This window comes from Streptomyces sp. NPDC023723, assembly GCF_040639815.1.
Classification (GTDB): domain Bacteria; phylum Actinomycetota; class Actinomycetes; order Streptomycetales; family Streptomycetaceae; genus Streptomyces.
In genome coordinates, this window is record NZ_JBFAAP010000016.1 from 123,488 (window position 1) to 136,131 (window position 12,644).

The 12,644-nt window shown below is 70.9% G+C and carries 12 protein-coding genes; 6 read left to right on the forward strand and 6 right to left on the reverse strand.

Going from position 1 to position 12,644, the window contains the following annotated elements; translation table 11 throughout:
- The first annotated feature begins 262 nt into the window (after positions 1-262).
- Positions 263-910 carry a dienelactone hydrolase family protein gene (locus tag AB0G32_RS19375; RefSeq protein WP_361164198.1) on the forward strand — a complete coding sequence of 216 codons (648 nt, stop codon included), beginning with the start codon at positions 263-265 and terminating at the stop codon, positions 908-910.
- Positions 911-964: 54 nt separating this feature from the next.
- Here AB0G32_RS19375 and AB0G32_RS19380 read toward each other — a convergent pair whose 3' ends face one another.
- Positions 965-1,162, reverse strand: coding sequence for a hypothetical protein (locus tag AB0G32_RS19380; protein WP_361164200.1), 198 nt, complete (start codon positions 1,160-1,162; stop codon positions 965-967).
- Positions 1,163-1,179: 17 nt separating this feature from the next.
- Here AB0G32_RS19380 and AB0G32_RS19385 point away from each other — a divergent pair, with 17 nt between their 5' ends.
- Positions 1,180-1,791, forward strand: coding sequence for a carboxylesterase family protein (locus AB0G32_RS19385; protein ID WP_361164250.1), 612 nt, complete (start codon positions 1,180-1,182; stop codon positions 1,789-1,791).
- A 67-nt stretch (positions 1,792-1,858) separates the two neighbouring features.
- A complete protein-coding gene (locus tag AB0G32_RS19390) occupies positions 1,859-2,293 on the forward strand; it encodes a helix-turn-helix domain-containing protein (RefSeq protein WP_361164202.1) in 435 nt (144 codons plus the stop codon).
- Between the two features lie 177 nt (positions 2,294-2,470).
- Here the strand turns inward: AB0G32_RS19390 and AB0G32_RS19395 are convergent, their stop codons facing one another.
- Positions 2,471-3,070, reverse strand: coding sequence for a TetR/AcrR family transcriptional regulator (locus tag AB0G32_RS19395; protein ID WP_361164204.1), 600 nt, complete (start codon positions 3,068-3,070; stop codon positions 2,471-2,473).
- Positions 3,071-3,175: 105 nt separating this feature from the next.
- Between AB0G32_RS19395 and AB0G32_RS19400 the strand changes: the two genes are divergently transcribed.
- Positions 3,176-4,339: an epoxide hydrolase family protein gene (locus AB0G32_RS19400; RefSeq protein ID WP_361164206.1), complete on the forward strand. Its 1,164-nt coding sequence runs from the start codon at positions 3,176-3,178 to the stop codon at positions 4,337-4,339.
- Positions 4,340-4,420: 81 nt separating this feature from the next.
- Here AB0G32_RS19400 and AB0G32_RS19405 read toward each other — a convergent pair whose 3' ends face one another.
- Genes AB0G32_RS19405 through AB0G32_RS19420 form a run of 4 tightly spaced genes read right to left on the reverse strand, consistent with a single transcriptional unit; the run spans position 4,421 to position 8,587 of the window.
- Positions 4,421-5,452, reverse strand: a complete 1,032-nt coding sequence (locus AB0G32_RS19405; protein WP_361164208.1) for a LacI family DNA-binding transcriptional regulator — start codon at positions 5,450-5,452, stop codon at positions 4,421-4,423.
- Positions 5,449-6,354, reverse strand: a complete 906-nt coding sequence (locus tag AB0G32_RS19410) for a carbohydrate ABC transporter permease (protein WP_361164210.1) — start codon at positions 6,352-6,354, stop codon at positions 5,449-5,451. Before AB0G32_RS19410 ends, AB0G32_RS19405 begins: the two co-directional genes overlap by 4 nt.
- Positions 6,351-7,277 carry a sugar ABC transporter permease gene (locus AB0G32_RS19415; protein WP_361164212.1) on the reverse strand — a complete coding sequence of 309 codons (927 nt, stop codon included), beginning with the start codon at positions 7,275-7,277 and terminating at the stop codon, positions 6,351-6,353. The genes AB0G32_RS19410 and AB0G32_RS19415 overlap by 4 nt, the downstream gene beginning before the upstream one ends.
- On the reverse strand, positions 7,274-8,587 hold the full coding sequence (locus tag AB0G32_RS19420) for an extracellular solute-binding protein (protein WP_361164214.1): 1,314 nt from the start codon (positions 8,585-8,587) through the stop codon (positions 7,274-7,276). Before AB0G32_RS19420 ends, AB0G32_RS19415 begins: the two co-directional genes overlap by 4 nt.
- Positions 8,588-8,779: 192 nt before the next feature.
- Between AB0G32_RS19420 and AB0G32_RS19425 the strand changes: the two genes are divergently transcribed.
- Both AB0G32_RS19425 and AB0G32_RS19430 read left to right on the forward strand, forming a co-directional pair.
- Positions 8,780-10,801, forward strand: coding sequence for a beta-galactosidase (locus tag AB0G32_RS19425; RefSeq protein WP_361164216.1), 2,022 nt, complete (start codon positions 8,780-8,782; stop codon positions 10,799-10,801).
- Between the two features lie 246 nt (positions 10,802-11,047).
- Positions 11,048-12,607 carry a glycosyl hydrolase 53 family protein gene (locus AB0G32_RS19430; protein WP_361164218.1) on the forward strand — a complete coding sequence of 520 codons (1,560 nt, stop codon included), beginning with the start codon at positions 11,048-11,050 and terminating at the stop codon, positions 12,605-12,607.
- Positions 12,608-12,644: the final 37 nt, after the last annotated feature.

Consider the following 12,644-nt stretch of genomic DNA (forward strand, 5'->3'; position numbering starts at 1 on the left):
CCCGGCCCGCTTCCCGACACGGTCGGCCACGGTACGGACGGCGCCTCCCGAGGTGCCTCGGCCTGCACCCGCATCCGGCGGCGCCCACGCCGGCCCGGGGCACGGGCCCTGTGAAACCGCTGGCACGACCATTCGCGGTCACTCACGACCACTCGCGTGAGTGACCCTTCGCACTCGCTGGCGCATCACCCGCTCGACGCCCCCGGGTGAGCCGCCATACTCGCTGTGCGGCCCGACTCGGGCGCCGCGGGAGGGGAGTGACATGACCGAGGTGCTGGTTCTCCATCACGGACACGGGCTGACCGCCGGTGTCCGGGCGTTCGCTGAGCGACTGCGGCGGGCCGGGCATGTCGTCCATGTCCCGGACCTGTTCGAGGGGAGGGTCTTCGACCGGCTCGAGCAGGGCATCGACTACGCCGAGAAGGTCGGGTTCGGCACGGTCGTCGCGCGCGCAGTCGCCGCCGCCGAGGGACTGCCCGCCGACCTCGTCTGCCTCGGGTTCTCGCTCGGCGTCCTGCCGGCGCAGAAGCTGGCCCAGACCCGCCCCGGTGTGCGGGGCGCGCTGCTGCTCGAGGCGTGCCTGCCGGTCTCGGAGTTCGGCGGTTCCTGGCCCCGGGACGTTCCTGTGCAGATCCACGGCATGGACGCGGATCCGTTCTTCGCCGGGGAAGGCGATGTGGACGCCGCCCGTGTACTGGTCGAGACGGCGGCGGATGCCGAACTGTTCCTCTACCCCGGCGGCAGCCACCTGTTCACCGACAGCAGTCTTCCGTCCTACGACGAACAGGCTGCCAGGCAGGTCGGTCATCGGGTCCTGGACTTCCTCGACCGTGTCGGACAGCCCCGCACCCTCGCGGCCGAGGGACGGCCCCGCGACCGCGGCGTGGGGATGCCGGGTCGCCGGCCTTGACGCCGGCGGGTCCGTCGCACTCCGATGCGCCGGGCCGGTCGGAGCCGGGCTCCGTCACGCCGGCGTCCGGCGCAGGCCGTCGAGGACGGTCTCGAAGAGGGGGCCCAGGTAGCCGGGGTCTTCATTGACCTTGGCGATGGCGACGATCAGGTCGAAGATCTGCTCCAGCGTGAGGTCGTCGCGGATCTGCCCGGCTTCCTGGGCGGCGGCCAGCAGGGGACGCCCCGCCTCGAGGGCCCGGCCGGGACGCACTGCGCTGGCAGCCCGTCCTGGACGGTGACCTCGTCACCGCCACGCCCGAGGAGGCGCTCGCCGAACCCGGCGCGATCGAGGCCCTGCTGATCGGCACGACCACCCAGGAATGGAACTTCATCCTCGGCGACCTCACCACCGCCCCCGGCGCCGACGCCGTCCGGCAAGGCATGGCCAACCTCGGCTACACCGCCGAGGACCTCGATACCTACCTCACCGACCTCGGCAGCGGCAATCCCGGCCACGCCCTCGCCCAGGCGCTCAGCGACCGCACCTTCAGGCGCCCCGCCCGCCGCGTCGCCGACACCGCGGCCCGCGCCGGCATCCTCACCCACACCTACCAGTTCGCCTGGTCCGCCCCGCATTTCGGTGCCGCCCACTGCGCCGACCTGCCCTTCGTCTTCGACCACCTCGACGCACCCCAGGCCCCCGGACTCCTCGGCCCCGACGCGCCCCAGCAACTGGCCGAGCGCATGCACACCGCCCTCGTCCGGTTCGCACACGGTGACAGTCCGGGCTGGAGCGCCTACACCACCGACGAACGCCGCACCATGGTCTTCGACCACGACTCCCACGAACGCACCGACGGCCTCGCCAGGACCCCCGACAACCTTAAGAAGCACCCGTGAGGGCGGCCCGCGGCCGAGACGGCTGATCGAGAATTTCCGCGCCGTGCGGCGTGACCTGGGCGCCGCGGTGGCCAACCAGATCGCCCGGGGCATCGTCGCCGCTCCCCACCGGGAGGGAGGCCAGGCCCAGTACGTGCCCGTGCCCGCCTCGGACACCGGCCGCACGACGCCGGCGGACACCCGGGCCTGGGCGCTGGAACGCCTGGAAGAACCGCTCACCGTGCCCCAGTTGACCCGCCATGCCGGAATGTCCGAACGCTCTTTCATGCGCCGGTTCGCCGAGGAGACGGGCACCACGCCCTTGCGGTGGCTGGTGGGCGCGCGGATGGGACTGGCAGGCGAACCGCTGGAGGCCACGAACCGCTCCGCCGACTTGGTCGGGCGCGAATCGGGACTGGGCTCGGCCGTCAATCTGCGGCTGCGTTTCCGGCGCACGCTCAACACCACGCCGACCGCGTACCGGCGGGCCGTCAGTCGCCGAGTCCAGCCCGCCGGTATCTGACCGGTCCGCCGCGCCGGTCCCGCCGACGGCGATGACCATGACGGCCCAACCTCCGTCGGACAAACAGCTGATGGGACACCTGCCGCGCGGAGATCGCGCCCTGCGGATGGTCACCAAGGGCGGTGAGCAGCCGCAGACGGTCGAGTTCTCGGCGTTCAACGAGCCTTTGCGCTCCCGTCAGGGCTGGTCGCCCACCAGAGTGATCGCGCGGGACTCGGGAACTCCCAGCATCAGCAGGCTCGTGATCGTCGCCGCGCGGGCGCCGCGGGTCCCGTCCGACAGGTCGCTGTCCGCGATGGCGAACACGACGCCGTAGGCGACCTGGCTCAGGATGCCCGCCGGCAGGTGCTGTGCGAACACATCGCTGTCCTGGCCCCGTTCCACGAGGTCGGCGAGGAGGTCGTCGACCGGCCCGAGCAGGCCGTGGATCGCTTCGCCGTACTCGCCGCGGCGCAGCGCCAGCAGCACTCGGTACCGGTGCGCCACCGGCCAGAGGCGGGCGATGAACGCGACCCACGTCGCGTCCGCTTCCGCGTCGGCGGCGGTCACCTCGGTGAGCACGGCGGTCATCTCCGCGACCGCCCGTTCGGTGAGTGTCCGGATCAGGTCGAGGCGCGAGGGGAAATGGCCGTAGACGGTGCGGCGGACGACGCCGGCGGCGGCGGCGATGTCGCCCATTCCGGCGTCGGGGTTCTCGCCCAGCACATCGAGGGCGATGTCGAGGATGCGGTCGCGTGTCTCGTTCATCGAGCGCGCACGGGAGGACTCGGTGGGCATGCGCACCAGTGTTGCACACCGGTGTGCAGCGGAGTAGGTTGCACAGCAGTGTGCAGCGAGCGGGTGCGCGCTGTGCTCCCAAGCGCAGGAGAAGAGGAGAAGGCAATGACCGCACCGACGCCGCCGGCCTCGGCCCCCGTCCGCCCTTTCACCGTCTCGATCCCGGACGTGGAGATCGACGACCTGAGGCAACGGCTGGCCAGGACCCGGTGGCCGGATCCGGAAACGGTGGGCGACTGGTCGCAAGGGGTCCGTGTGCAGAACGCCAGGTCCCTGGTCGACTACTGGGAGCGCGGCTACGACTGGCGGCGCTTCGAGTCCGGGCTCAATCGCTTCCCCCAGTTCCTGACCGAGATCGATGGACTGGACATCCACTTCATCCACGTCAGGTCCCAGAATCCAGGCGCGATGCCGCTGATACTCACGCACGGATGGCCCGGCTCGATCGTCGAGTTCCTGAAGCTGATCGGCCCGCTGACCGATCCGGTCGCGTTCGGAGGAGACGCCGCCGACTCGTTCGACGTCGTCGTCCCCTCGCTCCCCGGGTTCGGGTTCTCCCAGAAGCCCACGGAGACCGGGTGGAACGTAGCGCGCGTCGCGAGCGCGTGGGTGGAGCTCATGAAGCGCCTCGGCTATTCGCGATGGGCCGCGCAAGGCGGCGACTGGGGCGCCGTCGTCACCACCGCCCTCGGGGCCATGCGGCCCGAGGGTCTGCTCGGAATCCATCTGAACACCCAGTACGCCTTTCCCGCCCAGATCCCCGACACCCTGTCCCCCGAGGAGCGCCACGCCGTGGAGACCCTCGCTCACTACACCGGCGACCTCGGTGGGTCGAACCACCTCCAGCGCACGAAGCCGGAGACGGTCGGATTCGCCCTGGCGGACTCTCCCGCCGGCCAGGCGGCCTGGATCTACGAGAAGTTCCAGTCCAAGACCGACAACCACGGGCTCGCCGAGGACGTCCTCAGCATGGACGACATGCTCGACGCGATATCCCTCTACTGGTTCACCAACAGCGCGGCGTCGTCCGGACGCATCTACTGGGAGAACCAGTCAGGCACTCTCGCCGGCCCGAAGCTGACGCTTCCGGTCGCGGTGACCGTCTTTCCGAAGGACATCCCACTCCTGCCGCGAAGCTGGATCGAAGACACCTACCGCGATCTGATCCACTACGGCGAGGCCGACAAGGGCGGGCACTTCGCGGCCCTGGAACAGCCCGAGATCCTGGTCGGCGAAATCCGCGCCGGCCTGCGCCCCCTTCGTGCCTGACGCCAACGCGCGAGCCCAGCGGCGTCACTTGGCCGCGGCCCCGCTCCCGGGCGCCCAGGTGCCGGAACACGGTGCAGCGGCTCAGGCGGACTCCCGCACCACCAGCTCCGTCGGCAGGATCACCGCTGCCGGATCCTCGCCGCCGACCTGGGCTAGCAGTACCCGTACCATCTCCGAGCTGATCCGGTCCCACGGCTGCCGGATGGTGGTCAGCGCGGGGCTGGCCGCCAGCGCCGCCGGGGAGTCGTCGAAGCCGCCGACGGCCACGTCCTGCGGCACGCGCCGGCCGGCCCGCCGCAGCGCCGAGAGCACGCCCTGCGCCATCAGGTCCGAGGCGACGAACACGGCGTCCAGGTCGGGCGTCCGGTCGAGCAGCAGCTCGGCGCCCGCCTCGCCGCTGGCCCGGCTGTAGTCGCCGGAGACGATGAGCCGGTCGTCGATCGCGAGCCCCGCCCTGGCCAGTTCCTCCTGGTAGCCGGCGAGTCGCTCGACACCGCCGGGGGTGTCGAGCGGACCGGTGACCACGCCGATCCGGCGCCGGCCGAGCGAGAGCAGGTGCCGGACCATCTCCCGGGCGCCGTCCCGGTCGTCCGCGGCCACGTAACTCACCTTGGAACCCAGCCCGATCGGCTTGCCGCAGGCCACCAGCGGCACCCCCGCCTCCCGCAGCTCCTGGGCCACGGGATCGCCGGAGTGGCTGGAGACCAGGAGCACTCCGTCGACGTGCCCCGCGGTGATGTAGCGCGTGATGCGGCGTCGTTCGTCGTCGGTTCCGGCCAGCATCAGCAGCAGCGGGATGTCGTGCGCGGCCAGCGCCTGGGTGCAGCCGCGCAGCAGGACGTTGAAGTTGGGGTCCTCGAAGAAGCGTTCCTGTGGTTCCGTCAGGAGGAAGCCCACCGAGTCCGAGCGGCCGGTGATCAGTGAGCGGGCGTGCCGGTTCACGACGTACCCGGTCCGGCGGATCGCGGCGTTGACCGCTTCCTGCGCCGCCGGACTGACGTAGTGCCCGCCGTTGAGGACGCGCGAGACGGTTCCGCGCGAGACACCCGCCTCGCGCGCCACGTCGTGAATGGTCGGCGGTCTGGGCCGGCCCCCCGTGTTGCTCATGGTCATGACTTTACGGCCCCGGACAGCAGGTCCAGGCTCCAGAACCGCTGGACCACCAGGAACAGCGCCACCAGCGGGAACACCGCGAGGAACGCGCCGGTGACCACCAGCGTGTACAGGGCGGGAGTGTTCGCGCCCTGCTCCAGCAGGGTGTACAGACCGAGGGTGATCGGGAACTTCTCGTCGTCGCTGAGCATGATGTACGGCAGCAGGAAGTTGTTCCAGATCGCCACGAACTGGAACAGGAAGACCGTCACCAGACCCGGCATCATCATCGGCAGCGCGACCCGGGTGAAGATCCGCCACTCGCTCGCGCCGTCCATCCGCCCGGCCTCGACCACGTCCGCCGGAACGGCCGCGGCGGCGTAGACGCGGGCCAGGTAGACGCCGTACGGGGAGAGGATCTGCGGCAGCAGCACGGACAGGTAGGAGTCCGTCAGGTCGGCCTGGGCCAGCAGCAGGTACTGCGGGATGGCGAGGATCACCGGTGGCATCAGCACCCCGGCCAGCAGGACGTTGAACATCGCCTCCCGGCCGCGGAAACGGTATATCGCCAGCGCGTACCCGGCGCACGCCGACACCGCCGCGGAGAGCAGCGCCCCGGCCACGGCGTACAGCGCGGAGTTGCCCATCCACCGCCAGTACACGCCGTCGCGGTAGGCGCTGAGGTCGGCCAGGTTCTCGGTGAACCCGCTGCCCGGCAGGAAGGTGAAGGTGGAGAACAGCTCGCTGCCCGACTTGGTGGAGGCGATCACCACCCAGGCCACGGGCAGCAGGCAGTAGACCGCGCCGAGCAGCAGGGTCACGGTGGGGACCAGCGCGATCCGCCCGCGCCGCGGGGGTCGCCGGGCGGCGTCGGAGGCGGTGCCCGCGGCGGGCGCGGGATCGCGCAGGGCGAGGGAACTCATCGTGCCGCCTCCTGCTTCTGACGACGGTTCGCGGCCCGCAGGAAGCCGAAGGACAGCAGGAGCGTGGCCAGGGCGATGATGGTCGCCTGCGCGGCGGCGGCGTAGATGTCGCCGTTGCCGAAGGCGTCCTGGTACACCTTCATCAGCGGACTCCAGGTGGTGGAAACGGAGTTGGTGAGCGGTTTGAGGGTGGTCGGTTCGTTGAACACCTGGAGGGTGGCGATGATCGAGAAGAAGAAGGTCAGCACCAGCGACGGCGCCACCATCGGGATCTTGATGCGCAGCGCGGTCTGGAGCGGTGTGGCGCCGTCCAGCTTCGCCGCCTCGTACACCTCGGCCGGGATGGAGCGCAGCGACGTGTAGATGACGATCATGTTGAAGCCGGTGCCGCCCCAGACCGCGATGTTCGACAGGGCGAGGTAGAGCGGACCGCCGTCCAGCAGGTCCGGCTGCGGCAGGCCCAGCTTGTCGAGGACGAAGTAGAACGGGCTGACGTCCGGCAGGTACAGGAACCCCCACAGCAGCGCCGCGACCACGCCGGGGACGGCGTACGGCAGGAAGATCGCGAGCCGGGTGTACGGGGCGAGCCGTACTCGTTCGGAGTCGAGCATCAGCGCGAACAGCAGCGCCAGGCCGAGCATCACGGGGACGACGATCGCGCCGTAGCCGAGGACGCGCAGCGCGCCGTTCAGCAGTTCGCTGTCGGTGAGGGCGTCGGTGTAGTTCTCCAGGCCGGCCCAGACCTCGGTGCGGGCACCGGAGCCGAGGCCCAGGCCGGAGACCCGCACCTTGCGGAAGCTGAGCCAGACCGCGTAGCCGATGGGCAGCGCGAAGAACAGGGCGAACAGGAGCGTCGCGGGGAGGAGGAAGGTGTACGGGGCGGCCTTGACCCCGTACCCCCTCCGGCGTGCCGTACTGCTCACTTCGCGACCTCGAAGCCCTGCTTCGTCAGGTCGGCGACGGTGTCCTGCTGCATGGCGGCCAGCGCGGCGGTGAAGTCGGACTTGTTCTTGGCGGCGGCGCCGAAGGCGTCCCTGAAGGTGGTGTACGCGACGTTGACGTTCGGGCCCCAGGCGGACGGCGCGGTGCTCTGCGCGATCTCGGCGGCCTTGGTGTAGAAGTCGGCCTGGTTCGAGAAGTACTCCGGCGGCTCGGCGAACGCGCCGCTGGTCTGGGCGGCGGTGGCGGCCGGGTAGATGCCGCTCTCCTTGGCGAGCGCGTTGAGGGCCTCGGCGTCGGTGTTCAGCCAGGCGGCGAACTCCGCGGCGGCGTCCTTGTTGCCGGAGTCCGTGGTGACGCCGGTGGAGGAGCCGCCCCAGCTGCCGGTGACGTTCTCGCCGGCGGACCACTGGGGGAGCGGCGCCATGGCCCACTTGCCGGCGGTGTCGGGCGCGGCGGTGGTCAGGGTGCCCGGCGCCCACACCGCGCTGACCCAGGCGATCTGCTTGCCGGTGTTGAGCGCCTTGTTCCAGGCCGGGGTGTACATCGGCTGGTTGTCGATGGCACCCTCCTTGACCAGCCCGCCCCAGAACTCGGCGACCTTCTTGGTGGCCGCGTCGTCGATGCCGACCTTCCACTTCTCGCCCTCGGTGGTCCACCACTTGGCGCCGGCCTGCTGGGCCAGGCCCGCGAAGAGACCGGAGTCGTTGGCGGAGAAGGTGGTGAGGTCGGTGTCCGGGGCCTTCTTCTTCAGCGCCCGGGCGGTCTCGGCGAACTCCTCCCAGGTGGTGGGGACGTCGAGGCCGTACTTCTTGAAGAGGTCGGCGCGGTAGTAGAACATCATCGGTCCGATGTCCTGCGGCACCGCGTAGACCGCGTCGGTGCCGAGGGTCGTCTGCTGCCAGACGCCGTCGGCGAAGTCGCCCTTGGCGTCGCCGACCTCGCCGGATATGTCGGCCAGCGCGTCGTTGCTGACCAGGGTGGGCAGTGCCTGGTACTCGGCCTGGACCAGGTCGGGCGCCTTGCCGGCCTTGTGCGCGGTGAGGATCTTGGTGACCAGGGTGTCGCCGGACGCCTGCTTCTTGACCGTGACGGTGATCTGTTCCTTCTTGCCCGGCCCCTTGTTCCACAGGTCGACGACCTTGTCCATGCCGGGCGTCCAGGTCCAGTACGTGAGCGAGACGGGACCCGACTGGGCCTCGTCGTCCTGTGATCCGCAGGCGGCGAGCGCGGTGGCGCCGAGTGTGACGGCGACGGCGGTGGCCACGAGGCGACGGTGCTTCGTGTGCGGCATGGAAATCTCCCTGAAACCCTGAAAACAGAGCCCCCGCCCGTCGCGGGGACCTGCCATGCGTCTGTGAGCGTTCACAGTAGAGAAACGTTCCGGACACTTGTCAATGGTTGTTGCTGTGCGGTTATGTTGGCCTCGCGCCCTCAACCAAGTGTGTGCACGTTCCCACAAAATCGACCGACTCGGGAGACTTACATGCCGGAGACCGCCCCCAAGGGCCTCGCCAGGCTCGCCTTCGGCGGGGACTACAACCCCGAGCAGTGGCCGGAAAGCGTCTGGCAGGAGGACGTCCGGCTGATGCGGGAGGCCGGCGTCTCGATGGTGAGCGTGGGCATCTTCTCCTGGGCGCTGCTGGAACCCGCCCCGGGGACCTACGACTTCGGCTGGCTCGACCGGGTGCTGGACCTGCTGCACGAGAACGGCATCCGCGTCGACCTCGGCACCCCCACCGTGGTCCCCCCGGTCTGGTTCTTCCGGGCCCACCCCGAGGCGCTGCCCGTCACGGCCGACGGCAGCCGCTACGAGTTCGGCTCCCGCGGCGCCATCTGCCACAGCAACGCCGACTACCGGGCCGCCGCCGCGAACATCACCACGAAGCTCGCCGAGCGCTACGGCGACCACCCCGCACTCGCCCTGTGGCACGTCCACAACGAGTACGGCGTCCCCGTCTCCGCCTGCTACTGCGACTCCTGCGCCGCGCACTTCCGCCGCTGGCTGGCGACCCGGTACGACACGGTCGACGCGGTGAACGAGGCATGGGGCACCGCCTTCTGGGGCCAGCGCTACGGCGGCCTCGACGAGATCAACCCGCCCCGGCTCACCCCCACGGTCGGCAACCCGGCCCAGGCACTGGACTACAAACGGTTCGCCGACGCCACCATCCGCGAGAACTTCCGCGCCGAACGCGACATCCTGCACCGCCGCTCACCCGGCGTCCCGGTCACCACCAACTTCATGACCGCCCTCAGCCAGTGCGACTCGATCGACTACTGGGCCTGGGGCCGCGAGGTCGACCTGGTCACCAACGACCACTACCTCATCACCGACGGCCGCCGCACCCATGTCAACCTCGCGATGGCCGCCGACCTGACCCGCTCGGTGGCGGGCGGCGCCCCCTGGCTGCTCCTGGAACACTCCACCTCGGGCGTCAACTGGCAGCCGCGCAACCCCGCCAAGACCCCCGGCCAGATGGCCCGCAACTCCCTCGCGCACGTGGCCCGCGGCTCCGAGGGCGCGATGTTCTTCCAGTGGCGGCAGTCCCGGCGCGGCGCCGAGAAGTTCCACTCGGCGATGCTGCCGCACGGCGGCACCGGCACCCGCGTCTGGCGCGAGGTCGTCGAACTCGGCGCGTCACTGGCCGAACTGGACGAGATCCGCTCCACCCGCACGGTCGCCGACGTGGCCGTCCTGTGGGACTGGCACTCGTGGTGGGCGCAGAACCTGGAGTGGCGGCCCAGCGAGGACCACGACGCCCGGGAACGCGCCGACGCCTTCTACGAGGCGCTCTACGACCGCCACCTCACGGTCGACTTCGCCCACCCGGAGGCCGACCTGTCGGCCTACCCCCTGGTCGTGGTGCCCGCGCTGTACCTGATGACCGAGGCGGCCGGCCGCAACCTCACCCGGTACGTCGAGAACGGCGGCACGCTGCTGGTGTCGTACTTCTCCGGCATCGTCGACGAGCACGACGCGGTCCACGAGGGCGCCTGCCCCGGCGTACTGCGCGACGTGCTCGGGCTGACCGTCGAGGAGTTCGCACCGCTGCTGAAGGGCGACACGGTCGAGGTCACCGGCCCCGGCGGCACCGGGCTGGCCGCCGACGTCTGGACGGAGTTCCTGGTCCCGCGCGGCGCCGAGACGGTGTGGACGTACGCGGACGGCCCGGCCGCCGGCCACCCCGCCGTCACCCGGCACCGCCTCGGCGAGGGCACCGCCTGGTACGTCTCCACCCGCCTGGCCGCCGACGGCCTGGACGCGGTGCTGGCCCGCGCCGCCGAGGACGCCCAGGTCCCGGCCCGTCCCGACCTGCCCCGGGACGTCGAGGTGGTGCGCCGTACCGGCGAGCACGGCAGCTACCTCTTCGCCATCAACCACACCGGCACCGACGTCAAGGTGCCCCTGGACACGCCCGGCACCGAACTGCTGACGGGCGAGAGCGCCGCGGGCCGCTTCGAGGTTCCCGCGGGGGCCGTACGGGTCGTCCGGCTCGACGGCTGACCGGACGGTCCCCGGTCCGCGGCAGCCCGGTGCGCCGCGGACCGGGGACCACCCGCACCACCCCCCGGACGGGGACTACCCGCACCACCCCCCGGGACGGGGACTACCCGCACCACCCCCCCGGACGGGGACCATCCGCACCACCCCCCCGGACGGGAACCACCCGCACCACCCCCGAACGGGCACCACCCGTCCTCCGTCCGGGGGCGTTTTTCCCCACCCACGTCGAAGGGACGACGAACGATGATGTTCCATCCCAGACACACCCTCAGAGCCCTGCTGCTGCCCCTCGCCGCGGGGCTCGCCCTCAGCCTGGCACCCGCGCCCACCGCTCAGGCGGCGAGCACCCTCACCAACGGTGGCTTCGAGACCGACGGCACCGCGGCGGCCGTCCCCGTCGGCTGGACTGAGTACGGCTCGGCCGGTGCCTCCTACGTCGAGGCGGGCGGCCACGCGGGCGGTTACCGGCTGACCCACTGGGCGTCCACCGCCTACCAGGTGGAGACCTCCCAGTACCTCTCCGGCCTCGCCAACGGCAGCTACCGGCTCACCGCCTGGGTCCGCTCCGGCGGCGGCCAGAACTCCGCGTACTTGGCGCTGCGCAACTGCGGCGGCACCGAACAGCGCACCGCCCTCCCGGTCTCCGCGAGCGGCTGGATACGGATCGTCGTCCCGGTCACCGTCACCACCAACCAGTGCACCGTCAGTGTCAACAGCGACGCCAACGCGGGCAACTGGATCAACGTCGACGATCTGACCCTCGCCCCCGGCACCGGCGGCACCACCGTGCACGGCGCGGACATCTCCTCCCTCGCCAAGAGCCAGGCACTGGGCGGGACCTACCGTACCGCCGCCGGCTCCACCGCTGACCCGCTCACCGTCCTGCGCTCCGCGGGCATGAACTACGCCCGGCTCAAGGTCTGGGTGAACCCGGCCGACGGCTACAACGACAAGGCCCACGTCCTCGCCCTGGCCAAGCGGATCAAAGCACAGGGCATGAAGCTGCTGGTCGACTTCCACTACTCGGACTCCTGGGCCGACCCGGGCAAGCAGACCAAGCCGGCCGCCTGGGCCGGACACTCCTACGCCCAGCTGAAGACGGACGTGTACACCCACACGTACGACGTGCTGAACGCGCTGAAGGCGCAGGGCACCACCGCCGACATGGTCCAGGTCGGCAACGAGATCAACGGCGGCATGCTGTGGAACGAGGGCTCCACCAGCAACTGGACGCAACTGGCCGGCCTGCTCAACTCCGGCTACGACGCGGCCAAGGCGGTCAGCTCCACCACGACCGTGGCACTGCACCTGGCCGAGGGCGGTGACCTGGCGGGCACCCGCTGGTGGTTCGACTCGGCCGTCGCGAACAGCGTGCGGTTCGACGCCATCGGCCTGTCGTACTACGGGTACTGGCACGGTGCGCTGTCCGACTTCCAGACCACCCTGGACGACGCCGCCACCCGCTACGGCAAGCCGGTCTTCGTCGCCGAGACGGCCTACCCCTTCCGGCTCGACAGCGAGGACGGGCAGGAGAACATCATCGACCTCGACACCGAACTCGTCGCCGGCTACCCGGCCACCACCGCCGGGCAGACACGCTGGATGAACGACATCGCGAGCGTCGTGGAGGCCGTCCCGAACGGCCGCGGGCTGGGCGTCTTCTACTGGGAGGCCACCTGGACCGCCGTCACCGGCAACGGCTGGGACCCCGCCGACCCCGCCTCCGGCAATGGCTGGGAGAACCAGGCCCTGTTCGGCTACGACGACCGGGCGCTGCCGGCGATGAGCTGGTTCGGCCACCGCTGACCCGGCCCGCTCACCGCCGCCGACGGCTCGCCTCGCG